Raw genomic sequence first — 25,818 nt, forward strand, 5'->3', positions numbered from 1 at the left:
CGCACGGTCCGCACATTGATCCCTATCCCTCAATGTGCGGTAAACGCAGAAAAAAGGGGAACCGAAGCTCCCCCTTTTCTTTTCAAAAGGCTCGTTCAGCCTCAGATCGCGCCGAGCGTAATCACGGCGGTGTCTACATAAGCGCCGGCTACTGGACGCTTCTGAGTATCGTCACGGTCGATGTAGACCTTCAGGTTGGCATCGTCGTGGAATGCGCCGCCAGGAGTGACGGTCGGCGAGGTGCCGGTGCCCTTGGTGCGGTAATCGAGCTTGCTGAAGCTGCCATCGTTCGAGGTCAGCTCGATGCGGTAATGGATCAGGTTGGTGAAGTCCGCGGCATCGTTCGCTGCAAGGCTTGCGCCGGCAGCATTCAGCAGACCGTTGTTGGCGGTGGATTTCGCAGCGATCTGCGCGGCGTAGTTGCAGCTCACATAGATGTTCTGCGTTCCCGAATCGGCATTTTGCGAACCGTTCTTCAAGAGCAGCGCATTGGCACCAGCGCCTTGGTTGATGTTGACAGAAGCAAATTCGAATGCGGCAGGCGCTTCGATGCTGCATTCGTCAGCTACGGTGGCACTGACGTCGAGAGTGGCGGAGTCGGTAGCGCCGGCAAAGGCAGGCGACGAGATCATAGCGGTAGCCGCGACAGCGACCAGAGCAAGCTTCTTCATAAGGTACTTCCTTTCAGACATCAAAGCGAGAACAGTGCTTAACACTGCCGTTAAGTGCGAACCCAAAAATACAACTCCCGTGAAAGGAAATTGCCAGAACTCCGTCTTTTATATCTGCGGAGCGCATCAAACGCGCAGTCTTATGATTCAGCTAAGTTTTTCTGCAGAAGATTTCCTGCCTGCCCACTCCGAATCGTCGTCCTGCGATGCAACTGACTTAACAAAGTGTTAAGCTCAATGTAAATGCTCAAGGCGTTGTGTTTTGGGGAAATGTTTCACGATGGCACACTTGCCCTCCGCCAACATAAAGAGAAGGCTTAACGGTTGTTCAGCTCGCTTAACAAAAGTTTAGTTCCCCGTAGCGAATTGAGGCTACGCGCAGGACATGGTAGGCCCGCACACTTCTAGACGGGATGGCCATCATGACAGTCGGCAGAGGAGCCAAGTCGCGCAGTTCGCGGCGTCACACCTTACAACTGCCGATCTCGATTATCTCCGGAGAAGGACCGACACTTCCCGGCAGCATTCTCAACCTGTCACGCGAGGGTTGTCTGCTCTCAACGCTCGAATATCTATCGCCTGGTCAGTCGGTGACCATGCAGATTGCCCCGCGCGACGAGCATCCCATCGAGGCTTCTGTAGCGTGGTCTAGCGACACGCTCTATGGCTGTACCTTCGTCACTCCACTCTCAGAGGCCCACCTTTCGGACATCCTGCGTGTCAATTCCGTTAGTCCCACCGAGTTCACTTCATCCGAAAGTGTTCTGGCCAAGCTTCCCGAGGCCTTGCTGGCTGCGCGTCAGGCCTCGGGCTACACCACGACCGAACTGGCTCGACATCTCGGGGTCAGCAGGCCGACCCTTTGGGCTTGGGAGAGCGGCCGTGCGACCCCTTCTCACGAAAATCAGCAGTCGGTGCTCGACTTTCTAAGGCGATCGCAGTTTCCCACTCTGGAAACTCGGGAAAGCACGGTGGCGCCGGACAACGGTGTTGATGTGTTGTTTCAGGAAACGATCGCTGCCTCCCGACGCGATCTTGCCCACAAGCTCGGTCTTGAGGAAGATCAGATTCGTATTTTGATCAAATTTTGAAATGCCATCTTGCAAAAAGCGTAAAGGGTTTGGTTACTTACCCGAACGACGGCTTTCAATACTTCCCTCATGATGCCCGTCGTCGAGACGATCCGATCATCATCGCTTCGCGAATTTCATGCGACAACGGGGAAAACGGCGCGCTCCACCGCATAGCCGCGCGGCTCAGCAGAAACTAAAAATCAACCGGCAGTCCGGTTCATCAAAAGCAATTCTTCGGTTTTCTAGCAAATCTCGAGGGTCCGTAATGGGCGAGCGAAGCTGATTTGGCGGACTTTGCTCACAAAAAATTTCTCAGCAATCAGGACTGGGGTGGTCAAGAATTAGCGGTTTTGTGCGGTTCATGAAATGTGGTGCCGCTTAGACGACAAAAATGGGCACTCAAAACACTGGGAAATTTTGGTCACTCGCCCTTAGGCCGCCAAGGTGATTTGCCCAGCAGTGCTTATTGAGAGTGAAGCGACGGCATTCGTGATCAGCCTATGGCGGCACCACCTGCAACTGGTGCACAATTTCTGGCCATGGATTGGAAGGGTCTGAGGTGAAAGGATGCCTCAAGAATGAAAGACATATTGACCTGAACCGATAGGCGCGTTGCGATCCTTGGTATTGAAGCCTCAGCCTTGGGTATTGGGAGCTATCCGATCGAAGTCGGCATGACGCTAGTTGAGGGTGCGCGAAAACCGATCAAAACCGGGGCCAGGATTATCCGTACGACACCTTCGTGGAAGAGCGGTACTTGGTCCCCGGCATCGGAGGCAGTCCACGGCCTTTCGGTCGAAACTCTCAATCAGCACGGTCATGATCCAAGCGAGGTTTGTGATTGGCTCAATGCCCTCCTCGGGCAGCACGTGATCGAGGCTACGGATGCTCCCAGATACGATCAGGACTGGCTCGACAGGTTATTCGACGCAGCGGGTCAGGAACAGCGTTTCACGACCTATCACTTCGCAGTGCTTACTCACGGCTTCAGTGCAGATCAGCATAGCCACCTGGCTTATCTGTTGCGGCGCTCACCAATGCCTCATCGCGCAGCGCCTGACGCCTTACGGCTAGCCACCAAATTGATAGAGGCTCACTTGGGCGACCCTCCACGTACCGCACCGAAGGATCCGACAACATCCGATTAAGGCGGCCCCTGCCCGTTTCCAATCAATAACGGCAAGAATGGGGCCGCTAGCAGACAGTGAAATACAGAAAGCTGTCGAACGATTAGCAACCGCGTTCTAGATCATTTCTGGAAATCGACAAATGCAAACCATTTCGTTCGCGAGCTTGAGTCTTGCGGCCGAAGATTAGGATATTTTCAGGACAAGAGGCGAACCTTCATCCGAGTACAGCGCGACCGCCTCTGCACATTGGGAGAGAACCGCGCCTTGGTTGATGTAGCCTTTGTCGGTGATCTCGCCGGCATCGAGCGAGGGCGGCTCCGTCAGGAGCACCATGCTTCTGACCTTCCGCGAATGGCCGCCGGCCTGTGCGTTGAAGGCGGCAAGTCTCGCGGCGATGGCGTTTGCGAGAATTGCGAGGCCGGCAGGGCCGCTTTTGGTCACGTATTTCTGAGCAGCTGCAGGGTTGGGCCAAACTAACAAGCCGATATCCTCCCGGTCCTGACCGGCAATTACGCAATCATGTAAGAGCGGACTGCATGCAGTCACTAGTTCCGGCCTGAGCGTGCCGACCGAAACCCATGTCCCGGTCGAGAGCTTGAAATCTTCGGTCACGCGGCCGTCGAAAACCAGCCCGCGATCGGGATCACCCTCGTCGAGGAAGCCGGCCGCATCTCCCAACCGGTAGAAACCCTCCTCATCGAACGCTTGCGCATTCTTCTCTGCGTCGTCCTTGTAGCCCGCCGTGACCGAGGCGCCCTTCACTCGCACCTCCATCTTCTCGCCATTCGGAACGAGCTTCAGCGTGATACCGGGCATCGGTAGGCCGATCAGGCCCACGCGATCTACTTCCCAGTGCACCATGGTGATGCCTTGCGTTTCCGTCGCGCCGTACATCGTCGTGATCGGGATCCGCTTGCCGGTTTCTGCAATGGCGAGTGCCTGCAGCCGGTCGTAGAGGTCGTCCGACAGTGTAGCCCCGCCGTAACCGAGCGATATGACATTCTTGAAGAAGGAGCCCCGCAATTTTTCGTCCTGTTCCACGGCATCGGCAAGCATGGCGAAAGCCATAGGCGCAGAGCCAAAGACGGTTGGCGAGATCTCGTAGAGGTTCTTGATCGTCGTCTCGAACATGCTTGGAACCGGCTTGCCCTCGTCGAGATACATGGTTCCCCCCGACCACATGCAGCCGTTGAAGAAGATGTTGCCGCCGCTGATGTGGCTCCATGGCATCCATTCCAGCGTGACGGGGGGATCGCGCTCGTCGCGGCTCTCTTCCCCGAGACCTTCCTGCCCTGCGATCACCGTCGTCATCATGCCGTGCGTTTGCGGCACGCACTTCGGCATTCCGGTCGAGTCCGAAGTGAACAGATATTTGCCGACTGTATCGGCGCCGATCGCCGTGACACGTCGATCGACTTGCGAGGTTGGCTCGAGCCGGCAAAGTTCGGTGAAATCGACTGTCCCTTCAGGTCTGCCGTCGCAGGTCACCACCACAAGATCGGGCGCCGCTTCCCGAAGCCGAGCCAGAGCGGAGGAGTGCAATTCACCCTCCTTGGCCAACACTGCCTTCGCGCCGATTTTTCGAAAGCAATGCAGAAGTTTTTCATGGTCCTGCGACATCAGCGAATACGCCGCGCTGACAGGAGCGATAGGGACGCCTGCGGTATAACAACCGAGCATCAGCAGTCCGTGTTCGGGTGACTTGCCCGAAATGACCATGACCGGATCATCGGCCCCGAAACCGCGATCGATCAGCCACTGGGCAATAGAGTCCGCGGAGGTTCTCGCTTCTGCCCAAGTGACACCGGTCCATGGTCCATGACCCGGCTGGCGTTGAAGGAGGAACGATCGGTCGGGATGCGCCTCGCTCCGTTCGCGGAAGATCGCTGCGAGGTTGTCAGGAACGTCCGCTGGATTGTGGCGGGACCAGATCAGGATCGATCCGTCATCGCGGCGCTCCACATCGGTTGCAGGTCGCTTCTGAGGAAGCGGGCTGTAGGGCGGCTTGGCCTCAGTCATAAAGTCGCTCCCGGCACCGCGGATGAGCAAATACGGTGCCGGAAACCATTCCTTGTCAGAAGCGGAAGCGAACTGTCGCGCCGTAACTCGCGCTGCGGCCCGGGAAACGGACCGCGGTGTTCGCGTTCGTGGCGGCCGAAGCCCAGTAGTAGGTGTCGGTGACGTTGCGCCCCCACAGCGAGGCTTCCCACGCACCGTCCAGGTCATAGACCGCCAGACTTGCATTCAGGATGCCATAGCTGTCGATTGCGAGGGGCGCGAAATCCTCGATCGAACTATGTCGATGACTGATAGCGCCCGTTGGCGATTGCCCTCAGGCCAAGCCCTGCCGTGATCGGCGTGTCGTAGGTGATCGTCGCCGCGCCCGAGAATTCCGGACTGTAAGGGAATTCGAAGCCATCGTAATCGAGCGGCTGGCCCGCGGCGTTGATACCCTGGTAGCCAACGATTTCCGTCTGCAGCCAAGTGCCAGCCAATGCGAAAGTCAGTTCGTCGGTTGCGAACCAGGTCAGATCGCCATCGATCCCGTAGGCGCGCGATTCCGGGATGTTGTCGAGGCGCAAGAGCGTCGTGTAGATCAGGTCGGCGAAGTAGACCGCGAGCTGCTTGTCGACATAATCATAATAGAAGCCGGCTAGGTTCAGGTTGAATGAGTTGTTGGCCAGCGCCAACTTCGTTCCGATCTCGTAGGCGGTCAGCTGCTCCTGCCGCGCAGGACGGTTCTGGGTCGCGATATTTGCCGCATTGACCGGTGTCGACCCCGATTCAAGACCGCGTGAGACCGACGCATAAAGCAGCGTGTCGTCATTCGGCTCCCATGTCAGGGCGCCGCGCCAGGCAACATTGTCTTCATCGAGCTTCGACGTGACGGGTCCGAATGAAAGCGTGTCGACATCAAAGGTATTGCACTCGTTCTCCGATAGGCGGAACGATTGCGCCATAGTTCACGAAGAAAAAGAAACGGTTGAACAGGTTTACGTTGGGCAGCATCGAGCCATTGAGATCGCGCGAGCAGCCCTCGTAATCCTGCGTGTCCTTGGTGTAGCGAACGCCGGTTGTCAGCGTGAGCGCGGGCGACAACTCCCAATCGGCGCTGGCAAAGACACTCATGGTCTCAACATCGAATTCCGCTTCGTCCCGATAAGTGCGGAACGAGGTGAGGACATCGTTGATCGAGTAAGGCGCATAGCCTTGCGCGGCGAAAAACTGGTAGATGCTGGCACCGCCGAGGGCGTCCTGCGGCGCGAGGATCAGAGCCCGGATTGCGCCGACATTGGCGTTCTGGCCGAGCAATGTCTGGTTGGTATCGATCACCTTGTCGTTGGCGTAGTAGCCGCCGACCACCCATTCGGCCGGCCCGGTCGTGCCCTGGAACCGGATTTCCTGCGATAGCGACTCGACTTCGCCCTCTGCATGCTGGCTGAGGATTTCGTATGGCGCACCGCTCCAGTCATAGGCGGCGTCGCGTTTGACCCAGTTGTAGCCGGTCAGAAAGATGAAGCTGATATCGGGCGCGAAATCGAACTGCAGCATCCCGCGTAGCCCGACGAAATTGCTGTCTTCGGCATTGGGCTGGTCGATCCCGGCTCCCCGCCCAATGTCCTGCGCCCGCGCATCGAGCGGCTGCCAGTCGGCCGTATCGCTGGTCCAGTTGTCGGCATTCGCGGCGACGTAGTCCGCAAGGCTCGGCGCATTGAACAGGCTGAAAAGCGCGCCGTTGGCCGGATCGGTGTTCGGGGTGAAACCGACCGCTTGCGCCGCCAGCGTATCGGATTTGTTGATCCAGAAATTGCCGGCCAGCTCGATCCGCATGTCCGGCGCCGGTTCGGCGGCGAGGGTCAGGCGCCCGCCATAGCGTTCCACCTCGCCCTGGGTCTCGTCGCGGCTGATGCTCTTCTGCCAACCGTTCAAGCTGCGTTCGGTACGCCATGCGGCGCGAACCGCGACTGCATCGCCCACCGGGATGTTGAGATGGCCTTCGGTATTGAGGGTTTCTTCGGTGCCCAGTTCCACGGCGACGCTACCGTTGAAAGCGCCGAATTCGGGCTTGGCGGAGATGAAGTTCACGAGGCCGCCGGTGGTGTTGCGCCCGTAGAGGGTACCCTGCGGACCCTTCAGTACCTCGACGCGGTTGAGATCGAAGACCGGCCCACTGTTCATGAAGGGATAGGCGAGCGCGACCTCGTCCTGATAGGTGCCGACGGTCGACGTCGCCGAAAGGTTGATCGTTTTGAAGCCGATCCCGCGCAGCGTGTAGATCGGAATGCCCTGATAGCCGCGCGACACGTTGAGACTGGGGACGACGACCTGAAGGTCTTCGGTAGAGTTGACCTGGAGCTTGTCGAGCTGTTCGCCCGAGAACGCCTGGATCGATACGCCGACGTCGGTGATCGCCTCTTCGCGGCGATTGGCCGTCACGATAATTACATTGCGATCGGCACTGGATTTGGCTGCGGCGGCTTCGTCACCGGCGGATTGCGCCACTGCGAGGGTCGGCACCCCGATCGCAAAACCCGCCACGCCACAGGCGAGAAAGCCCTTCGTTATCCTCATCATCGATCCTCTCCGCTATGACCCCTTCAAGGGCTTTTATCACTTCTGATAACTTATCAGGACTGATAATATTGGCAAGCGCAATTGCCTTGCGACAGGGAAAGCCCCATGAAGGCGGTGATGAACCGGGCGGGATCGAACACTGCGGCGAAGCAGATGCCGAAGGGCGCCATCCGCGACACGCTGCTCAAAGCGGCGAGCTCGCTGATGCGAGAGCAGGACACGGTGGATATCGGCATTCTCGACATCGCGGCGCGCGCGCAGGTCAATCACGGGATGATCCGCTATTATTTCGGCAGCAAGGAAGGCATGATGCTGGCCTTGCTGGACCGCGATGTCGGGGTGCGGATCAGGCAGCTAGCGGCCCTCTTACGTCTGAATGTCACGCCGACCGAACGGATGCGCATCCACTTGGAAGGGATCCTCGATACCTATTACCAGATCCCGTATCTCAATCGCCTGATCCAGCTGATGGTGCGCGATGCCACGCCCGAACGTGTCCATCATATCGCCGAAGAACTGCTCAAACCCATCGCTAACGCGCAGCAGCGCATCATCAAGGAAGGGATTGCCGCCGGCGAATTCCGCAAAGTCGATCCCAAGCTTTTCTATTTCAACACGATCGGTTCGGCAGACGGCCTCTATGCCAATCGCTTTACGCTCTCGGCCGTGTTCGGCGGGATCGCCGCGGCCGACGACGCACTCCATGCGCGCTATAAGCGGCAGACCGTAGAGACCCTGATGGCGGGGCTTCTCATTTAATTATCAGACTTGATAATTTCGCGACGGACGGCAAAGGTACGCGCATGGATCTCAAACTCGACGAGCAACAGGAACTGCTCAAGCAATCGCTCGACCGCTACCTCGAAAAGACGCTGCCTTTCGATGTGCGCCGCGAACAGAAGGCACAGGGGCGCTTCGTGGCTTTCTGGAAGCGGCTGGAAGCCGAGCTGGGTGTCGCAGCGGCCGGTAATACGGAGCGGTCAGGAGGCTTCGGCGGCGGCGCCGAAAGCGAGATGATAATTTCCGCCGCGCTAGGCCGCGCTCTTGCGGTTACGCCCTACATCACCTGCCAGGTCCTGTCGGCGAACCTGCTCGACGTGCTCGGAGAACATGAGCTGGCCGGACGGATCGCCGCTGGCGAGCTGCTTGTTACGACCGCAATTGAGGAACCACAAACGCGCGGCAACGTAAGACATATCCGCATGCGTGCCGAACGCGATGGAACGACTTGGCGGCTGACCGGGACCAAGCTGGTCGTCGACTTCGCTGCCGAGGCCGACCTAATCCTTCTGCCTGCAAGAGCGGACGACGGAGAGTTCGCGCTGTTCGCGGTCGATCCGGCGACCCTCGGCAATGCGCTCAAGTCCTTCGCTCTAATCGACGACACGCCCTCTGCAGACATTGTGTGCCAAGGTTTCGAACTGGCTGAAGACGCGTGTCTGGCGACTGGCGATGCAGTGCTGTGGGCGCTGGAGACGGCAGTGGCCCGCGCGCTCGCCGCCATCTGTGCCGAAGCCTCGGGAATTGCGTCGGTAATGGTCGGCGACACGGTGCAGTATACCAAGGAACGCGAACAGTTCGGCGTGCCGATCTCGTCCTTTCAGGCGCTGCAGCACCGCATGGTCGACATGTGGTCGAAGGCGCAGGAGATCGAGGCGGCGTCGCTGCTTGCCGCGCTCAAGGTCGACGATCCGGCCGCCATTTCGGCGGCCAAGGCGACCGTGGGCGATGCCCTGCGCCTGATCGGTCAGGAGGCCGTCCAGCTGCATGGGGCGATGGGGCTGACCGAAGAACTGCGCGTGGGCCACTATTTCAAGCGCGCGACGGTGATCGAAAACCGGCTCGGCACGGCGGCGGACCACGTCGAACGATACCGCATGCTGCGGCAGATCGCCTAAAGTCCTAGTACCGCCTTGGCGAGGATGTTGCGCTGGACCTCGTTGGAGCCGGCGTAAATCGAGCCGGCCCTTTCGTTGAGGTAGCGCAGCGGCGCGATCGCCTGCCAATTTTCGCCCGACACATAGCTATCTTCGGGCGGCTCGTAGCCGGGTATCTCCGCACCCGGCCGCGTGGGATGGGGCTGGAACACGGTGCCGCTCGCCCCCGCCGCCTCGAGGGCCAGTTCGGTCAGATGTTGTGCCAGTTCGGTGCCCATGATCTTCATCAGTGAGGACATCGGGCCCACGCTCTCGCCGCGTCCGGCCGACGAAAGCAGCTTCAATTCCAGGACTTCGAGAACGTCGATGCGGATCATCGCGCGAGCAAGGCGCTGGGCGAAGTCGCCGCGTTCCAGCAGGCTTTGCCTGCCTGCCTCCTGCGACCTTGCATGGGCTTCGATTTCCTTCGCCCTGATCTTGAGCCCAGCCGAATAGGCCGAGCCTCCGCGTTCGAACTCGAGCAGATATTTCGCCACGCTCCAGCCATGGTCGACCTCGCCGATCACGTTTGATTTCGATACGCGGACATCATCGAAAAATACCTGGTTCTGCACCGTCTCGCCCGACAGCATGGTGAGCGGCCGTACCGTGACGCCGTCCTGATCCATCGGGACGAGGATGAAGGTGATGCCCTGCTGCTTACGCCCCTCGCTGCTGGTACGCACGAGGCAGAAGATCCAGTTGGCTTCCTGCGCGTGCGTGGTCCAGATTTTCGAGCCGTTGAGGATGAAGTCGTCGCCTTCCGGGACTGCGCTCATCTGGAGTGCGGCGAGGTCCGATCCCGCGTTGGGTTCGGAGTAGCCCTGGCAGAAGAACACCTCGCCGGTCAGGATGCGGGGGAGAAAATAGTCCTTCTGCTCCGGCGTGCCGAACGCGGCGATGACATGGGCGACCATGTGAATGCCCATGGGCGAAAGCGAGGGCGCGCCGGCTTTCGCTTTCTCGTTCGCATAGAGATAATGCTGCGCGACGCTCCAGTCCTTGCCGCCATGTTCGACCGGCCAGTGTGGCGCGGCAAGGCCGGCCGCATGCAGTTTTTCCTGCCAGGCCATCGATGCTTCATGGTCGGGATAGACACTGGTCGCATTGTGACCCGCGTCGCGGATGTCGTCGGTCAACGCGCGCTCGAGCAATTCTGCGATTTCGGAGGCGAAAGCTGTGTCTTGCGGGGACCAGTCGAGGTTCATGGGATATCCGTTTGCCGAAGATTATCAGGTCTGATAACATGCTTGGTGCGCAGGTCAAATATGCGCGGAGCATGTGGAATGGGGAAGTCATGAACGAACACGCTTCGATCACCAAGACGGCAGACAAGACTTACCAGAAGAGCACGACGCCGACGAAATTCGATTTCACAAAACCCACCGGCGAGCCCGCCTTCCACGCGCCGGACTCCATCCATTGGCGGATATTCAAGAACAGCATCGCCATGGCGATAGGCGGGGTTGCCGCCGTGCTTCTCGAATTCGCCGATGCCCGCATCCGCTCGGGCGTGTGGGATCACTCGGTCTATCCTGTCGATCCGATCGGTCGGTCGAAGCGTACCGGCATGGCCGCGATGCTGGGCGTTTATGGCCCGCAGAGTATGGCGCGAAAAGTGATCGCAGGTGTGGGACGGATGCACGCCAAGGTCTCCGGCGAAACTCCCAGCGGAGAGGCCTATACCGCGCTCAATCCGGAACTGCTCGACTGGGTCTCGGCGACCGCGCAATACGGTTTCCTGACCGCCTACGATCGGTTCGTATATTCGCTGGGGGCGGAGGAAAAGCATGCCTACTGGACTGGGGGCGACGAGGTGGCAAAGCTCTATGGCGTGACCGAAATCCCTCATTCCGAGAGCGAGTTTCTCGCCATGATGATCCGGCTGGTACCTCGCTTTGCACCGCACCAGATCAACAGCGACTTTCTCGATATCGTGTCCTCGGGCAAGGCACGTCCCGAAATTCCCAAATTCATTCACAAAGCCCTGGCCCGTGCTGCGGTGGACATCCTGCCGCCGATCGTGCGCGAGAAGCTTGAACTTGGCCCATAATGGGACCTGGCCTGGCCAGAACGGCAACTCGTGCGCTTCGTCGGGCGGCAGGCAGACAAGAAGGTCGAACCGGAACGCCCCGCATATCAGGCAGCGCTTCGGCTCGGCCTTCCGGGCGATACCGCCTGGCATCGCTGACAAGACCTCCGAACCGGAAAACGCCATGATCCTGCTCTACGAACACCCGCTTTCGCCCTATGCGCAGAAAGTGAAAATCGCGCTCGACGAGAAGGACTTCGGCTACGAAACGCGCGTGCCCGACGGAATCGGCGTGGGTGGCGCGCAGGGCGAGTTCGCTGCCGCCAGCCCGCAGCTGGAAGTCCCGGCCTTGATCGACGGCGAGACCACGCTGTTCGATTCGACAATCATTTTGGAGTATATCGAGGACAAGTGGCCCGATCCTGCACTGCTGCCGATCGACCCGGCAGAGCGCGCGCTGCAGCGCCTGATCGAAGACATGCTCGATACGCATTTCGAAGCCATTATCTGGGGCCTCGGCGAGCTGCACTGGTTCAAGCGTGGCAAGGGCGACCTTGTAGGAAAGATGGAGCGTGCGGCGAAGGAGCAAATCGCGGCCTACCACCGCTGGCTCGAACAGCAGCTCGGCAATGCCGAATGGTTCGCCGGTGACCGGTTCGGCTGGGGCGATCTCAGCACCGCGCCTTACATCAATGGCGCCGCCGGTTTCGGTTACGAGCCGCCGCAAGGCTCGCGGCTCTCCGACTGGCTCGGGCGGGCGAACGGGCGCGCCTCCGTCGCCTCGGCCAACGCGGCAGCGGTTGCGGCCATGAGCGGCATGGAAAATATCGCGGGTGCGGTCGATGCAGGGATGTTCAGACGCGAGTATCGCGAGCGCCGCCTCGAATGGATCGTCAAATCTGGCGGGCTGGCCATCGTCGAAGCGGGCCTGCAAAAGGACACTATCCGTTTTACCCCGCCACCCGCCTGACCATTCCCCAGTGCGAGAGCCCATGCCGCGTTCCGACGACATCATCCTGCACCACTACGATGCATCGCCTTTCTCGAACAAGGTCCGCATGCTCCTGGGCCTGGAGGGCTTGGCCTGACAATCGGTCGTGACGCCCAACATGATGCCCAAGCCCGATCTCGTTTCGCTCACCGGCGGCTATTTCGTGAAACAGCTTTGATCGATGCATGCGCCGCTGCTCACTCACGAAGGATATTAGGCCGATCCTTTTGAGTGTCGGGTGCACTGGGTCCAACCGTTCGCTTGGAACAGTTTTGAGCGCTTTATCAGACGACCCATCCCGCGATTGCTCGCTCACCACGATGCAATCAACACCCTTAATTTCGCGGATGTCCGAAGTGTCGAGTTGGCAAATTTCGTTCAATCGCATGCCAGTGTGAAGAGCGATCAACGGCACCCAGAAGCGAGCATTTCTTGGACGCTCAGGCCCCGGCTTCGCATACCCGCGTTCCCCATCGAGACAGCCGCAATACAGCGGCGCACTGAAAATTGCCTGCAACTGCTGGGCGCTGAATGGATGGCGTTTATCTCGCTTGGAAACCTCATCTCGCAGGCGAAGACCGCGCATTGGATTTCGCGTTGAGAGTTCTTCGTTGACCGCACAATTGAGGAAGCTGGAAAAGTTGGCGAGGTGCGCGTTAGCATTCGCAGCACTAACCAACTCGATGTCGCCTCGCTCTCGGGCATGGTCAGACGCTTCGCGCAGCGTCAGCTTGGGAAAGCGCTTGGCCGCATTCCGAGGCATGTGGCGCAGAACTTCCAAGTAGTCGCGGCAATGAGAGCGGGCGAGGGTGGCAATGCCGACTTCCTCGCCGAGAGCGCCGACTGCGAACCTGCGAGTGGTCTCGTAAGCTTGGCGCGTGCTCGCCGACCAATGATGCGTCGGATCAGCCATGTATCGGGAGTAAGCGCGTGAAAGGCTGAGGGCCTCGCTCGCCTCGGTCTGGGCTGCTGGCGCAAAAGCGTCGCTTGTCGCACAGGTCAAATCGTCCTCGCATGGGCGTAGCAGTGTCGGATCAACTGATATGCCTGCATCGTGACGGATTCGCTCAAATTGAGATTCGAGAGCTGCAGCAGCGAATGGGAAGCGACGCAGCGCTGTTTGCAGGCTGTCAGTTTTGAGTGAGCGCCAGACTTCCGATCGCCCGGCAATCGGCTGGATGTCGGATGGAATATGGCGACGAAGATAATAGCGATCACCGCGACGGGTCATGCCTCTGGGCATGAAACCGGGATTGAAACCGTAACAGCCGCGCGGACCATTTCTGACTGTTTTTCCGATGCTTAGGTCAGAACTATGGGCACCAAACCGTAACAGTGAATCGTAGCAAACACGCCCCGAGGACCGTGTTTCCGACAATTTATTCAATGATTTCAATGAGTTGGTGCCCAGAAGAGGCATCACATCGTCTAAGTAAGTATATCAAAAATAGACAGAATTCAGAGTCACAAGGGAAATCGACCCCTGAAATCACCCCCGCTCGGTAAAGCAAGGCGTGGTTGCTACGTTCGAGCAGCCCCTTCCAGAGGTGACAGCTATTGCGGAGTTCCGCCCTTTTCGCGGTAGCCAGAAGGCGAGCTCGCCGACCTCGCAATGGAATTGACGATGCCCGACGGCGAGGATGACGCCTATTCCGAGAAAAGGCCTCGCGCCGCGACCCGCTTCTGCCGGGTCTTGGCATGAATGACGGAGGCAGGCACACATCCCAATTCGGTCAAGTGTAAGTCTGGAACTCGGATCGCAAATAGCGGAGTGCCGAGATCACCCACCGGTCGATCTCGTCATGGCACGTTGGAGTATGCTGCTGTGGCGCAGCCACGTCGGGCATCACGCAGAGTAGGTCATGCCACATCGTGCGCGCCGGAAGATGGAGGTGGCGAAAACCCGCAAGCGTTGCCGAGATGCGCGGTTTCTGAGTAGCGTCGGCGCTCAGATTGCTGTCATCGAGATCGATCTCCTCTCCCTTCGCCTTCGGCTCTAGGTCGATCTCGATCGGCTCGTCCCCGTCAGCCGCTGAGGGCGAGGTATCCAGCCAGCCGGCGTCGACATCGAATTGCCAGTGCGGATGCGCTGCGCCTTGGCCGGGGTATCCGATGACGCCGCCTTCGGTCTTGGCGCCGGCCCATTCAAGACGGAACTGCAGGTCTGGTATGGCCTCAACACCAGAGATTACGAAGCGCAGATTGCTCGAGGCGAACTCGATTTGGCCCCGACCGCGTGCGGGCTGCCATTGCTCGTTGTAGCCAAAGTAGAGGATGGATTCGTCGTTGGTGGCCGGAGCGAGCTCGGCGGCGCTTCCTTGAGGGAGGATCAGGCCGCACGCCTCGTTGGAGTGGTTGCGGAGGGCCCACGTGATGGGGCCGTTCCGGCTCGCGGTTTTGGCAAAGCGCAGCCGTTGGTCTCGGAAGCCAAGCTCGTCATTGAGTTTCTGTTCGAGTCGTCGCAGTCGGCTTTCAATCGTTGGCTGGGCACGCATCAATGGCCGGCTCATGGGAGCGACCACTCGTCCAAACTGGTGCGATAAGCGGCAGCGGTGAACGCGTCGAGAAGCTGCGCTGAAGGATGTTCAGACTGATCGATTTCACGCAGCTCACGCGCCTGATTGAGCAGTTCAGGCGTTTCAAGATACATTGCCCCGAGATCGGGAAGCGGCACTCGGCGCACCTGGTTCTTGGCCCCGTCCACCTGACCACCGCCAACGATGCGGCCGTTCTCGCGTAAGAGGGCGAAGAACAGGCGCGAGTTCGTCAAAAACGCATAGTCTTGGAGTAGTTCGGTCGTGTCGAATGGAGCGCCGAGGACCGGCTGTTTCGGAATCCAAGAATAGCCCTGAACGACCACAAACGATCCATCTCCGTCGACGGCAAAGCTCTCGGGTCCGATGAAGGCGCGAGCCACCAGCCGCGGGCGTCGAGCGAGATTGGTGTCTCGCCGGGCGCGTTCAAGGTCAACTCGGGCGTCATCGGCGAGGCCGAGCTGCGCCAAGTGACGCGCGTGGAAGGTCGGCGCAGCGCGCTGAATCTGCGCCGATGTCATGACTGCGTCGGGATAGAAGATCCAGGTTATCGGCTGGATGCGGCCGTGCCGGATCGAGCGGGTTTCGGCAACGGGTCGGAACAAGCGGCGCTCCTTCGTGGGCAGGCGCTCGTATTCTTGGCCATCGAGCTGCAGCGCAGAGCCGACTTTTCCTGCGCGCACACCGAGCTCGACGTGAAAAAGGTCATGAACCGTCGCGACACCGGGAGTGCGGGACAACCGCTCCGGCAGCTCGCCGAGGCTATAGGGGCGCGGCGTCCAGTTGTCTCGTTCGGCGAGCATGCGCTGAGACGTGGGATAGATGGACCAGTCGATCGTTCGTTCGGCATTGCGGTCACCCATCATCCAACGCCGTAGGCGCCGCAGTGCCGCGCTGCTCGCGCCGCGCTTCTGGCTAGCCCACAGCATGGTCGGTGCGGCCTCTGCAGCATGATCCTGCTTTCGCAAAACAAGCGCCGCAATGTTGACGATAGCGTCGCGGAACAAGCCGTGCTCGCCGAGCACGGCTATGAGTTCGACCTCATTACCTCGCAGTAGCCCGTCCCGCCATTTAACGCCGCCAGTCTGGCTCAGCGCTCCTGCTGGCAGCAATGTAGCGAGGGTGCCGCCTGGACGCAGATGATGCTGAGCGAGCGACGTAAACGCCATAGATAGGTCGGGCCGGTAACGGAAGGCGTCGCCAAGTATCTGCTGAAGCCGCTCGCGCACGTCAACGTCCATCTCGGGCAGCGCGAGGAATGGCGGATTCATTAGGATGACATCTGCATCAATGCGATTGGCGAGACGGAGGAAGTCCGCGACCTGGACCGCAACGGTGACCCCTGGCCTTTCCGCAAACCCGCCATAGTCGAGGGCAAATTTCGCCATGATAATTGCGCTCGCGGACACGTCAAATCCGATCAATTCGACTTCGCCTTGATAGCCTCGACGCTCAAGCGCACGAAGGACCTCGCAAAGGAAGATGCCGGACCCGCATGCCGGGTCGACGATTTTGATCCGCGGCTTGTGGAGATGATCAGCGATAGCGAGGTCGGCGAGGTTCCTCGCGAGACCGGGCGGAGTATAATAAGCGCCAAGTTGGGTGCGGTTCGCGCGGTCTGGCACTGGTGCGAGCCCGAACAATTGGGGCTGCAGCGGCTCAGTTAGCAGATCCGCATGCGCTTCCTGAAATACCATTCCCGCTACATGGCGCATGGTCAAACCAAGTTCGGCGTGACGACCTGCACGCCTGCTGAAGCGCAGTTCCTCGCGCAAGCGTTCCTCATGGTCGGCTGGCAGACTATCTTTCGTATCGATCAAAAGGTCGTGGGGGACCGCGTCCAATTCGTGCACCCCACGAATCTCCTGCGCTATAACACGCAGGAAGGTCTTGAGCGTATCGATGTCGTTCAGGCGTGCGGCGGCTGCGACATGGCGATGCGAACGGAAGCAGCCGACTAGATGGTCGACGACATCGATCGGCGGCTCGATCCGCTTTGAGATGATGGCGGAGAGAAAGCCCTCAGGCTTACGTTCAACTTGGTCGCGCTTGAAGAGTAGCGGCCGGGCGTTAGACGCGACCTGCCGCACTGTGACTACATCGCCATCGATCGTCGCGTGGGTGGGAAGCTGCGACGACCAGGTCCAGTCGAGCACGCGCTCAACGTCAATAGGACCGGATGATAGCGAGAAGCTGCCGTCGACGCCGTCCAGCAACGCATGGTGGCGCTGCTCCGCGTCGCGTTCAACGCCCAAGAGGAGGGCGTGAGCGAGACCGAGCTGGCGGCTCAAATTCTCGGCAAACTCCAAAGACATTCCGAGCCCCTTGAATCAAACGCGCGGCCCTTCCTCCGGGAGGCGTGCCGCGCGAATTGCTTATTGCCTAAATTGGCGAGGACCACAAGCTTATAGTCAAGATAGACCAAGAGACGGACCGGCAAATCCCGCACGCACCTTGAGTCTGTCTAAGGTGCTAGGGGTCATTTGATAAGCGAATTGGAGACCGGAGGGGAGCGTCAGCGTATGGCGTATCACTCGCAAAGACGTTGCGTCTTTGCCTCTCTTACCCATGGACTTAAAACAGCACATGATGAAGGCGGCCCCATGGGCGGCCATTCCCATACATTACCGAAACTCGTTGGCCAAGAAGCGGACGCCCTCGGTGGATGGGCAGCCTTCCCTTACCCCCTGATAGGCAGCATCGGGGTAGAGCACTCTGGCAGGCTCTAGGGCTTCTCTGATCCGGCCCCGAGTATGTCGCGGTGACAGGTTCGTCTTCTGGCGCACGGTAGACGCTCGCTCATGCGATCCCGAGATTTGTCGCTATTTCGGTCGCTCCGAGCCCTTGTTCGCGCAGAGAACGCACCTGCTCTGCGTCTAAGATAGGTTTCTCCAAGGGACAGTCCCACTGCAACCAGATACTACTCCAGCTCAACGTCCTTCCGCAGCTCCTCGTAGAGCTGCCCCGGCCCCAACAGCACATCGCGCAGTCCCTCGCGCACCTTCGCCGAGTTCAGCGCTTGCGAACTCATGCTCTCGTGCGCGGCCAAAGCATCGATGACGGCGTCCAGGATTGCGCTCGCAAGCGTCGGCGAGCTGGCAAATTGTGTCTTGCTGTTGTTCCGCGCTTGGGAGCGCAGCTCTTCTGACTCCAGCAGCTTTCCCTTGATGACGTTGTTCACATAGATGAGCTGATCGTCATCGGTTAGGTCACCGTCGAAAAGGTCATTCACCTTGGCGATGATCTCCACGAGCAGCGCCTTTTCCTTCTCCTGAACCGTTCCAGAGCCAACCCCGCTTATCGGCGGAAGCGCGGGTCGATCGTTACCCACCTGTAGCGTGCGCGCACCCTCGTCTTTGAGGTTGTGATGCGTGAGCCGAACTCCTGACAGGTCCACGCCATCGCGCTCCCGACCGAACTGCAACAACGGGGCTAGGCGCTTGTAGACCATGTGGCGCTTTTCGATCTCGGTGCTGCCGTAGTCGAAGATCTGGGACAGGAAACCATAGATGCGTGTGTAAGCCGCCATGTCGCCGCGCACTTGGAGCAGCACTTCCATCTCTTCTTTGGCTTGGTTCGCGGCTTTCCTGTCCTTTGCGTCGATAGCCGTCTTGTATCGATCCTTGGCCTCACTGAACTGTGTAACCATGCGCTGCGCGACGGGTTCGATCGCGGCGATCAGCTGTCCCTGCGTCGCATTGGGATCGAGTTCGACTGCTACCAGGCGGTCGATCTCGAACTGGTCGTAGTGACCCGAAGCATCCAGCTTCTGGCGCAGATCGAAGATTAGGTTCGGGTCGGTCTCGGCCTCGATCTCCGCGGTCTCATAATACTGCCTGAAGGCCGCCAGCACTTCCTCGGAGCTGTTCACGAAGTCGAGGATGTATGTGGTGTCCTTACCGGGGTGCGAGCGATTCAGACGAGATAGCGTTTGCACCGCCTGAATACCCGCCAGCCGACGATCAATATACATGCCGCACAGAAGCGGTTGATCGAACCCGGTCTGGAACTTGTTCGCAACGAGTAGCAGCTTGCATTCCTCGTCGTTGAAAGCATCGCGAATGTCGCGGCCACGCAGACCGGGGTTCAGCTTCGCGCTCGCCTCCGTGAAGCTCTCGCCCTTTCTCTCTGGGTCGTTCACCTCTCCAGAAAAGGCCACGAGGGTGCGCATGCGATAGCCTTGCGACTTGATGTAGGCTTCGATCGCCAATTGCCATCTGACGGCTTCGAGACGGCTTCCAAGCACAACCATCGCCTTCGCCTTGCCGTCTAACAATGGCGCGACATTCTCGCGGAAGTGCTCGACCACGATCTGGACCTTCTGCGAGATGTTATACGGATGCAGCCGAACCCAGCGCATGATGCCTTTCATGGCCGCGCTCTTCTCGACTTCCAGCTCGTCCCATTCCTGCCCGCCGCTGGCGAGTTTGAAGGCGAGCTTGTAAGGTGTGTAGTTCTTCAGGACGTCGAGGATGAAGCCTTCCTCGATCGCCTGCCGCATTGAGTAGACGTGGAATGGCTTTGGCTTGTTGTCGTCGCTCGCCGATGCGTCAGGGTTCGGCCTGCGCCCAAAAAGCTCCATTGTCTTCGTCTTGGGCGTCGCTGTGAAAGCAATGTAGGTCACCCCATCCTCGGCTGCACGCGCGGCCATTTGTGCGGCGAGAACATCTTCCGCGCTTACCTCGCCGCCATCACCTAGCTCTTCAATTTCTTCGGGTGACAGGACAGCCTTGAGCTTCGCTGCGGTCTCGCCGGCTTGGCTGCTGTGCGCCTCATCGGCGATCACAGCGAACTTCTTTCCATCGGTCGCTGCGCGTTCTCGCACTGCCTCTAAAGCAAAGGGGAATGTTTGCATGGTGCAGACAATGATCTTCTTTCCCGCGTCGAGTGCATCTGCCAGCGCAGCGCTCTTGCTCCCACCGTCGCTCGTGATAGTCGCGACGACACCTTTTGTGCGCTCGAACTCGAACAGCGCTTCTTGCAGCTGTGCGTCGATCACGTTGCGGTCAGAGACCACGATCACGCTCGAAAACACTTTCTGATTAGTCTCGTCGTGCAAGTCAGCGAGGAAGTGCGCTGACCAAGCGATCGAGTTGGTTTTGCCGGATCCGGCGCTGTGCTGGATGAGGAAACGACCACCGGCACCTTCGTTGCGCACCTGCTCACGCAGCTTCCTTGTCGCGTCGAGCTGATGATAGCGCGGGAAGATCACCGTGGTGATCTGCTTCTTCTTGTCGCGCTTGGCGATCATGTAGCGGCCGATCAGTTCGAGCCAGCTGTCGCGCTGCCAGACCTCTTTCCAAAGATAGGAAGTCGGGTGGCCGGGACCATCGGCGACGTTCCCCTTCCCTCCGTTGTTGCCCCGGTTGAAGGGTAGGAAGCGCGTCTTCCCACCTTCCAGCTTGGTGGTCATCATGACTTCGCGGTTTGATACCGCGAAATGCACGAGAGCCCCGCGGGCGAAGGTCAGCAGCGGCTCGTTTCGCGGGTTACGGTCGAACCTATACTGGTCCATCGCATCGCCTATGCTCTGCGTGAAGTCAGTCTTCAACTCGGTGGTCGCGATCGGCATTCCGTTGAGGAAGAGACCTATGTCGATGCTGTTCTCGTTCCAGCGCGAGTAGCGCAGCTGACGGACGACACGCAGCTTGTTCGCCTCGTAGCGAGCGACGATGTCGGGGTTCATGCCAGACGCAGGAGCGAACTGCGCGAGGCTCACCAGGCCACGCACTCCGATCAGTTCGAGGCCATGGCGCAGAACATCCAATGCGCCACGGTCGTCCAGTTGCTTGCGGAGACGGTCGCCAAGCACATTAAGCGCTGCTGCACCGTGCGCTTTCTCCAGAGCCTCCCATACCTTCGGCTGCGTCTCCTGCAGCCAGTCGCGAAGGTCTTCGGGGAAGAGCGCACGCTCGCGGTCATAGCGTGCCGCAGCGCCTTCCTCGTAGATCCAACCAGCCGCGCCAAGGTGGTCGCAGATTTCGTCCTCGAAGATGATTTCCTTGTGCAGGCTCACAGTAAGCTCACAATTTGAGTTCTGCTACATGGTCACGCAGCGCAATATTGAGGCGGATCATAGCATCCACCAACTGTTCGTAAGTTTCCGGCCATCGCTCCGGCGAGGTTTTCCAGCCACCATCAATAACGTAACGGATCCGACACCCGTCATTGTTTTCAAGCGGCATCCAATCGAGCGGTGCGCCAAAACTCGCTTCGATCTCCTGTTTGTATTGCTGCAGCTGCTCAAATGCAGCGCGGTTTTTGTCCGCCTGCTTCTTGCCATGACTGATCCACAATTCGACTTGGCTATCCTGCTGGCGAATAACGTAGCTGAGCTGGAAGCCTTTGCGCCCTATCCCACCCGCGATCCAATTGTCCTTCGTGGGCTTGCGATTGATGTGGAGGTCCGTTCGAGCACGCGCAAACTCGAGCAGCCCTTCCCAAAACTTGTATCGCAAGTCATGTCGCTCGGTTCGGTGTTTGCGCTCCGCTTGCCGCTTCACACCGATCTGAGTTTGGAAGCTGGCAGTCTCCGGCAAGGGAATGATCGGCTGGACATCGAGGAGCACCACACCGCTATCCATCCGGTAAGGCTGAAGTCGCATACAGCGAATATCGATGTCTCGGTCGCGCAGCCACAAGACCGCCGTGGTCAGTTCTTTGCTAAAGTTGGCCGATGCCAGAATGATCCGTGTGTCCTGACCGAACTGATCCTCGTCGGGTCCATCCCATCCAAGGAATTTCAGGATCGCAGCTCCCGCTTCTTCATGGTCAGGCTGACCGGGGTTAAGAAAGCGGGCGTGGGTCTCCACCAGCTGCTCGAAGGTCATTGCGGAAATCATCGCGGCGTATCGCAACGCCTGCAATTCCATGTGCCCACCGTCCTCCGTGCGCTTCAGCTCGACAACGACGAGGTTCGCGCCGCTATCAAGGCAAAGCAGGTCGATGCGCCGCGAGCTGTCGATCCACTCCCCGAACTCCTCGGCGATGACCATCAAGCCCGCGTCGAGCACCGTAATATTCGCTTTCAGCAGCTGCTGGATATGCGTGCGCTCGTGGATGTTCTCGGCGGTGAAGCTGGTCGCGGAAACGGGGACAAGCTCTTTGTCAGTGAGCGAGTAGATCGCCATCAGCTTTTGCCCTTCAGACCCACCTGCGCGAATGCTGCGGCGACATCGGGCTTCATGGTGAAGCGGCTCGCAACGTTGTCGAAGTCGGCGAGGATGCCGGTGTAGAACTTGCCGTTGGGTGTCGTCGCCTTAGGGGGCTGACCGAGGTAGACGCCGCGGTTCGCGCACATGGTGCCGAAGTGCAGATGCCAGCTCATGCCCTTCCAGCTGATCCTCTCGGTGAGTTCGCCAGACGTTGAGTTGGGGTTGTCGAGCAGCACCTGAATTAGTCTCTCCTCTGTGTCTGTCATTGGCTCGGCCTTGAATGCCTTGATGACCCTCTCCGCTGGCTCCAGACCTTTGACCTCGGCAATTAGCTCCGCGTGCTCGTCTGCCTCGACCTCGTCGAGTGCTGCGAGGAATTGCTGGGCTTCAGCTGCCTTTTTCGGGTCATCGCTCTCGGATTGCTCGATGGCGTTGAGCCGCATTTGCTTAAGCTCGCCGGCAGACCTGTCGGGCAATGACGCGATGATCTTCTCTAGGCTCATGCAGCCTCCATTTCCTGTTGCTCGACCAACCCGCGCACGTCGATCTTGCCGGTGACTGCGGCGAATACCAGCACAGCGCGGCGTTCCTTGAGAAGATCACGAGCGAGTTGCGCCTCTACCGCGAGATCATCGATCTTCGCTGTTTCTTGGTCGATAAATGTTACGATGGCCTCTTGCTCCGGCGGCGATGGAACAGGCACCACAAGACCGCGCCACATTTCGTAGTTTAAACTCTCGATTGAAACCCCATACCCTTTCAGGTTGAACGCTGCGGATTGAACTGCCCTAGCCATGTATCGACGGTAGAGCCCGTCTTCGAGCGTCACTCTTTGGACTACGTTACTGTATATCGAGGATGGCTCCGGCTCATGCACATAAGGGGTGCCGTTGCGCGTCAGAAGAAGGTCGCGATCCGCCGTCCGTTTCCAATCGGGGAACGCAGAGAAGTCAGAGCGTATGGGTTCAATCGCACAAGTGTAGAGCAACTCTTGTCCATCGCCCCAATAGGACTTGTCGATCACCTCTCCTGCGTTGGATGAAGCTATATAGCGCTTAAACGGAAGACATTCCCAAGTAGCAGGTATTTCACCGAGCCATTCGATGCCGCTATCTTTCATGGGGGCGTCGGGGTCGAGACCCTTGGTGACGGCGTGCGAGATGACCGCCTGCCGTTTCTCCTTCAGCAACGCGATCAGCTGCTCCTGCTCCGCCACCAGCGCATCGATCTTCGCCGTCTCGCGGTCGAGGAAAGCTGCGATACCCTTTTGCTCTTCCTGCGAGGGCATCGGCAATGGCACTTGAACAAAATTGTCGTAGCGCATGGCCTGTCCATCCCTCACCAGATTGGAAGTGCTTTGAAGCGCTTGGATGTATCCCTTCGACTTGAAAAGGTAGCGAAAGTATGCGGGCACGACGTCATCGCTAGGGATGAGCATGACGTAAGCGGAGCTGATGCTGCCGCATAATCCGCACCACTCAATTCCGCCTTGGAAGCTGCGCATGCTAATAACGAAATCGTTCGGTTCGACCTTCTTCAAAATTTCCGCATTCAGGATGACCTGAACTACTTGTTGCCCTTCCAGTCGCGTGTAGTCGTCCTGGTAGATTACGCCCCATTTTTGGGATGCTGTCAGCTGGCGGTCGCCTTCGCTCGCCCGCTCTCTTCGTAAAGAAAAGTATCTGCGACTTTGCACGATAGGCCATCTAGCTGGCACTTGGCCCAGCCAAGGCACGCCGCTGTCTTTGTATTCGGAGTAAGCTGGGACGCTCACGCCGCTATATCCTGCAACAGTGCGCGAATGCGGTCCGACACTTCGCCGAGGTCCGCGTCGATCTCCGCCAGTGGGCGAGGAGGCTCGAACACGTAGAAATGCCGGTTGAACGGGATCTCATAGCCGACCTTGGTCTTTGACTTGTCGATCCATGCATCCGGTGCATGCGGTTTCACCTCACGCTCGAAATAGGCGACAACGTCCTCGGCCAACGGGACATTCTCGGTGTCGCGCAGGCTGGTGTCAGCAAGTGGCTTGCCTTTGGCCTTGCCACGCTGCCCAAGAACCGGCTTGCCGTGCTCGTCCCGCTCCGGCTGCTCGACCGTGATGGTCTGGTATCCAAAGCTCCTGTTGTCGAAGATGCGTGAGAGCGGTGCGAGTTTCACCTTACCACCTTCAGGCGCGGCAGGTGCCGTGTCGCCCTCGCGCACAACCTGCCGGGCGACCTCTTCACCCCCTGCATCCAGCACGGTCGCCAGCTCCGCCTCGACAAACGCGCCGAACAGCTGCGTCACTTCGTCAATCTGGTCGTGGCTCATCTGCTTGCGTTTGCTGCCAAGCGATTTGCGCATGCGCTGCCAGAAGCTACTGGCGTCGATCAGCTGCACCTTGCCATCACGTTCTGCTGGCTTCTTGTTCGACAGGATCCAGACATAGGTGGCGATGCCGGTGTTGTAGAACATGTCGGTTGGCAGCGCGATGATCGCCTCCACGAGGTCGTTCTCCAGCACATAGCGCCTGATCTCGCTCTCTCCGCTACCAGCCGCGCCGGTGAATAGCGGTGAGCCGTTGAGCACGATGCCGAAGCGGCAGCCGCCTTCAGCCTTCGGCCGCATTTTTGACAGCAAGTGCATCAAAAACAGCAGCGAGCCATCGGACACGCGCGGTAGGCCGGGACCAAAGCGGCCGGCATGGCCCAGCCGTTGGTGCTCGTCCTTCACCTCCTTCTGCACCTTCTTCCATTCCACGCCGAAGGGTGGGTTGGAGAGCATGTAGTCGAAGGTCTGGCCGGGGTGACCGTCATCAGAGAGCGTGTTGCCCTGCACGATCTTGGTGATGTCCTGCCCCTTGATGAGCATGTCGGCCTTGCAGATCGCGTAGGACTCCGGGTTCAGCTCCTGCCCCGACATGGTGAGGTGCGCCTGCGGGTTATGCTCGTGCAAATATTCCCCGGCGATCGAGAGCATGCCACCAGTGCCTGCCGTTGGGTCATAGATGGTGCGCACGACGCTGGGCTTGGACAGCACATCGTCATCCTCGACGAAGATCAGGTTGACCATAAGCCGGATGACTTCGCGCGGGGTGAAGTGCTCACCAGCCGTCTCGTTCGAGATCTCCGCGAAGCGCCGGATCAGCTCCTCGAAGACGAGCCCCATCTGGTTGTTATCGACGGCGCTGGGGTGGAGGTCAATGCCAGCAAACCGCTCGGAGACCTGATAGAGCAGACCGTTTTTGGCGAGCCTGTCGATCTGCGCAGAGAACTCGAACTGCTCGAAGATGTCGCGCACCTCCGGCGAGAACCCCTGCACGTAGCTCAAGAGGTTGGTGGCGATGTTGTCCTGATCGCCGACCAGCTTCACGAGATCGAGCGGACTGCGGTTGAAGAAGGTCGTGCCGGATGCGCGCAGCAGCATCGGGTAGGGGTGGCCCTTACTAGCTGCTTCGAGAACCGCTTCCTTGGTGGGTGCGAGCACGCAGTCGAGGCGCCGGAGCACCGTGAAAGGCAGGATAACCCGCCCGTATTCCGATTGCTTGTAGTCGCCGCGCAGGAGGTCCGCGACCGACCAGATAAACGCCGAAAGAGATTGATGATTCACCTAGATTCCCCTCAGGCTTTCTTTGGCGAAGAGCAATCCGTCGGGCAAGATCATTAAGTAAAGTCTGTCCGTGTCGGTCTATTGACGTGGAGCTTAATTCCGGGACGGCGCGATGCGGCGAATCTCCCGGTTTTCTTAGATTTGCCTCGTT

At 59.1% G+C, this 25,818-nt stretch carries 19 protein-coding genes; 6 read left to right on the forward strand and 13 right to left on the reverse strand.

All coding sequences use genetic code 11. The features are described from left to right. Nucleotides 1-101 precede the first annotated feature (101 nt). The gene (locus ACSH0F_RS13685; protein ID WP_435203704.1) at nucleotides 102-737 is read right to left on the reverse strand and encodes a spore coat protein U domain-containing protein; all 636 of its coding nucleotides are present in this window, start codon (nucleotides 735-737) and stop codon (nucleotides 102-104) included. 356 nt (nucleotides 738-1,093) lie between these two features. Here ACSH0F_RS13685 and ACSH0F_RS13690 point away from each other — a divergent pair, with 356 nt between their 5' ends. Then, nucleotides 1,094-1,762 carry a PilZ domain-containing protein gene (locus ACSH0F_RS13690; RefSeq protein ID WP_435203705.1) on the forward strand — a complete coding sequence of 223 codons (669 nt, stop codon included), beginning with the start codon at nucleotides 1,094-1,096 and terminating at the stop codon, nucleotides 1,760-1,762. A gap of 1,295 nt (nucleotides 1,763-3,057) precedes the next feature. Here the strand turns inward: ACSH0F_RS13690 and ACSH0F_RS13695 are convergent. The 3 genes from ACSH0F_RS13695 to ACSH0F_RS13705 form a co-directional block, all read right to left on the reverse strand. Further along, nucleotides 3,058-4,893 carry an AMP-binding protein gene (locus ACSH0F_RS13695; RefSeq protein ID WP_435203706.1) on the reverse strand — a complete coding sequence of 612 codons (1,836 nt, stop codon included), beginning with the start codon at nucleotides 4,891-4,893 and terminating at the stop codon, nucleotides 3,058-3,060. 275 nt (nucleotides 4,894-5,168) lie between these two features. Beyond that, a complete protein-coding gene (locus ACSH0F_RS13700) occupies nucleotides 5,169-5,834 on the reverse strand; it encodes a TonB-dependent receptor domain-containing protein (protein ID WP_435203707.1) in 666 nt (221 codons plus the stop codon). Beyond that, the gene (locus tag ACSH0F_RS13705; protein ID WP_435203708.1) at nucleotides 5,788-7,449 is read right to left on the reverse strand and encodes a TonB-dependent receptor; all 1,662 of its coding nucleotides are present in this window, start codon (nucleotides 7,447-7,449) and stop codon (nucleotides 5,788-5,790) included. The genes ACSH0F_RS13700 and ACSH0F_RS13705 overlap by 47 nt, the downstream gene beginning before the upstream one ends. Nucleotides 7,450-7,554: 105 nt before the next feature. On the opposite strand from ACSH0F_RS13705, the gene ACSH0F_RS13710 reads away from it, so the two are divergent. Continuing rightward, on the forward strand, nucleotides 7,555-8,208 hold the full coding sequence (locus ACSH0F_RS13710) for a TetR family transcriptional regulator (protein WP_435203709.1): 654 nt from the start codon (nucleotides 7,555-7,557) through the stop codon (nucleotides 8,206-8,208). Between the two features lie 44 nt (nucleotides 8,209-8,252). Then, nucleotides 8,253-9,347, forward strand: coding sequence for an acyl-CoA dehydrogenase family protein (locus ACSH0F_RS13715; RefSeq protein WP_435203710.1), 1,095 nt, complete (start codon nucleotides 8,253-8,255; stop codon nucleotides 9,345-9,347). On the opposite strand, the gene ACSH0F_RS13720 is transcribed toward ACSH0F_RS13715, so the two are convergent. Continuing rightward, nucleotides 9,344-10,573 (reverse strand): acyl-CoA dehydrogenase family protein, encoded by a 1,230-nt coding sequence (locus ACSH0F_RS13720; protein ID WP_435203711.1) that lies wholly within the window; start codon nucleotides 10,571-10,573, stop codon nucleotides 9,344-9,346. The genes ACSH0F_RS13715 and ACSH0F_RS13720 overlap by 4 nt on opposite strands. 89 nt (nucleotides 10,574-10,662) lie before the next feature. On the opposite strand from ACSH0F_RS13720, the gene ACSH0F_RS13725 reads away from it, so the two are divergent. Both ACSH0F_RS13725 and ACSH0F_RS13730 read left to right on the forward strand, forming a co-directional pair. Continuing rightward, complete coding sequence (locus ACSH0F_RS13725) at nucleotides 10,663-11,418, forward strand: oxygenase MpaB family protein (protein ID WP_435203712.1); 756 nt, start codon at nucleotides 10,663-10,665, stop codon at nucleotides 11,416-11,418. Nucleotides 11,419-11,581: 163 nt separating this feature from the next. Then, complete coding sequence (locus ACSH0F_RS13730) at nucleotides 11,582-12,367, forward strand: glutathione S-transferase family protein (protein WP_435203713.1); 786 nt, start codon at nucleotides 11,582-11,584, stop codon at nucleotides 12,365-12,367. Here ACSH0F_RS13730 and ACSH0F_RS13735 read toward each other — a convergent pair. The 4 genes from ACSH0F_RS13735 to ACSH0F_RS13750 all read right to left on the reverse strand — a co-directional run bounded on the left by ACSH0F_RS13735 (nucleotide 12,348) and on the right by ACSH0F_RS13750 (nucleotide 20,608). Continuing rightward, entirely contained in the window at nucleotides 12,348-13,619 is a 1,272-nt protein-coding gene (locus ACSH0F_RS13735) for a DUF6538 domain-containing protein (RefSeq protein WP_435203714.1), read from the reverse strand. The genes ACSH0F_RS13730 and ACSH0F_RS13735 overlap by 20 nt on opposite strands. Nucleotides 13,620-14,121: 502 nt before the next feature. Further along, complete coding sequence (locus ACSH0F_RS13740; RefSeq protein WP_435203715.1) at nucleotides 14,122-14,883, reverse strand: hypothetical protein; 762 nt, start codon at nucleotides 14,881-14,883, stop codon at nucleotides 14,122-14,124. 11 nt (nucleotides 14,884-14,894) lie between these two features. Further along, nucleotides 14,895-17,237 carry an N-6 DNA methylase gene (locus ACSH0F_RS13745; protein WP_435203716.1) on the reverse strand — a complete coding sequence of 781 codons (2,343 nt, stop codon included), beginning with the start codon at nucleotides 17,235-17,237 and terminating at the stop codon, nucleotides 14,895-14,897. 605 nt (nucleotides 17,238-17,842) lie between these two features. After that, complete coding sequence (locus tag ACSH0F_RS13750; RefSeq protein ID WP_435203717.1) at nucleotides 17,843-20,608, reverse strand: type I restriction endonuclease subunit R; 2,766 nt, start codon at nucleotides 20,606-20,608, stop codon at nucleotides 17,843-17,845. 63 nt (nucleotides 20,609-20,671) lie between these two features. On the opposite strand from ACSH0F_RS13750, the gene ACSH0F_RS13755 reads away from it, so the two are divergent. Next, nucleotides 20,672-20,956, forward strand: coding sequence for a hypothetical protein (locus ACSH0F_RS13755; protein WP_435203718.1), 285 nt, complete (start codon nucleotides 20,672-20,674; stop codon nucleotides 20,954-20,956). On the opposite strand, the gene ACSH0F_RS13760 is transcribed toward ACSH0F_RS13755, so the two are convergent. The 4 genes from ACSH0F_RS13760 to ACSH0F_RS13775 are packed head-to-tail and all read right to left on the reverse strand — an operon-like array spanning nucleotide 20,946 to nucleotide 25,667. Further along, nucleotides 20,946-22,052 carry a DUF4268 domain-containing protein gene (locus ACSH0F_RS13760; protein WP_435203719.1) on the reverse strand — a complete coding sequence of 369 codons (1,107 nt, stop codon included), beginning with the start codon at nucleotides 22,050-22,052 and terminating at the stop codon, nucleotides 20,946-20,948. The genes ACSH0F_RS13755 and ACSH0F_RS13760 overlap by 11 nt on opposite strands. Continuing rightward, complete coding sequence (locus tag ACSH0F_RS13765; protein WP_435203720.1) at nucleotides 22,052-22,579, reverse strand: hypothetical protein; 528 nt, start codon at nucleotides 22,577-22,579, stop codon at nucleotides 22,052-22,054. Before ACSH0F_RS13765 ends, ACSH0F_RS13760 begins: the two co-directional genes overlap by 1 nt. After that, the gene (locus ACSH0F_RS13770; RefSeq protein WP_435203721.1) at nucleotides 22,576-23,850 is read right to left on the reverse strand and encodes a hypothetical protein; all 1,275 of its coding nucleotides are present in this window, start codon (nucleotides 23,848-23,850) and stop codon (nucleotides 22,576-22,578) included. Before ACSH0F_RS13770 ends, ACSH0F_RS13765 begins: the two co-directional genes overlap by 4 nt. Beyond that, nucleotides 23,847-25,667 carry a type I restriction-modification system subunit M gene (locus ACSH0F_RS13775; protein WP_435203722.1) on the reverse strand — a complete coding sequence of 607 codons (1,821 nt, stop codon included), beginning with the start codon at nucleotides 25,665-25,667 and terminating at the stop codon, nucleotides 23,847-23,849. The genes ACSH0F_RS13770 and ACSH0F_RS13775 overlap by 4 nt, the downstream gene beginning before the upstream one ends. Nucleotides 25,668-25,818: the final 151 nt, after the last annotated feature.

The organism is Qipengyuania sp. 902 (assembly GCF_051195295.1).
Classification (GTDB): Bacteria; Pseudomonadota; Alphaproteobacteria; order Sphingomonadales; family Sphingomonadaceae; genus Qipengyuania.

Coding starts and splice junctions, on each gene's coding strand:
- ACSH0F_RS13755 (WP_435203718.1), top strand. CDS start 20,672: ATGGCGCAGAACATCCAATGCGCCACGGTCGTCCAGTTGCTTGCGGAG.
- ACSH0F_RS13720 (WP_435203711.1), bottom strand. CDS start 10,573: ATGAACCTCGACTGGTCCCCGCAAGACACAGCTTTCGCCTCCGAAATC.
- ACSH0F_RS13765 (WP_435203720.1), bottom strand. CDS start 22,579: ATGAGCCTAGAGAAGATCATCGCGTCATTGCCCGACAGGTCTGCCGGC.
- ACSH0F_RS13715 (WP_435203710.1), top strand. CDS start 8,253: ATGGATCTCAAACTCGACGAGCAACAGGAACTGCTCAAGCAATCGCTC.
- ACSH0F_RS13695 (WP_435203706.1), bottom strand. CDS start 4,893: ATGACTGAGGCCAAGCCGCCCTACAGCCCGCTTCCTCAGAAGCGACCT.
- ACSH0F_RS13750 (WP_435203717.1), bottom strand. CDS start 20,608: ATGAACCCCGACATCGTCGCTCGCTACGAGGCGAACAAGCTGCGTGTC.
- ACSH0F_RS13760 (WP_435203719.1), bottom strand. CDS start 22,052: ATGGCGATCTACTCGCTCACTGACAAAGAGCTTGTCCCCGTTTCCGCG.
- ACSH0F_RS13735 (WP_435203714.1), bottom strand. CDS start 13,619: ATGACCCGTCGCGGTGATCGCTATTATCTTCGTCGCCATATTCCATCC.
- ACSH0F_RS13740 (WP_435203715.1), bottom strand. CDS start 14,883: ATGCGTGCCCAGCCAACGATTGAAAGCCGACTGCGACGACTCGAACAG.
- ACSH0F_RS13730 (WP_435203713.1), top strand. CDS start 11,582: ATGATCCTGCTCTACGAACACCCGCTTTCGCCCTATGCGCAGAAAGTG.
- ACSH0F_RS13690 (WP_435203705.1), top strand. CDS start 1,094: ATGACAGTCGGCAGAGGAGCCAAGTCGCGCAGTTCGCGGCGTCACACC.
- ACSH0F_RS13700 (WP_435203707.1), bottom strand. CDS start 5,834: ATGGCGCAATCGTTCCGCCTATCGGAGAACGAGTGCAATACCTTTGAT.
- ACSH0F_RS13710 (WP_435203709.1), top strand. CDS start 7,555: ATGAAGGCGGTGATGAACCGGGCGGGATCGAACACTGCGGCGAAGCAG.
- ACSH0F_RS13745 (WP_435203716.1), bottom strand. CDS start 17,237: ATGTCTTTGGAGTTTGCCGAGAATTTGAGCCGCCAGCTCGGTCTCGCT.
- ACSH0F_RS13725 (WP_435203712.1), top strand. CDS start 10,663: ATGAACGAACACGCTTCGATCACCAAGACGGCAGACAAGACTTACCAG.
- ACSH0F_RS13705 (WP_435203708.1), bottom strand. CDS start 7,449: ATGATGAGGATAACGAAGGGCTTTCTCGCCTGTGGCGTGGCGGGTTTT.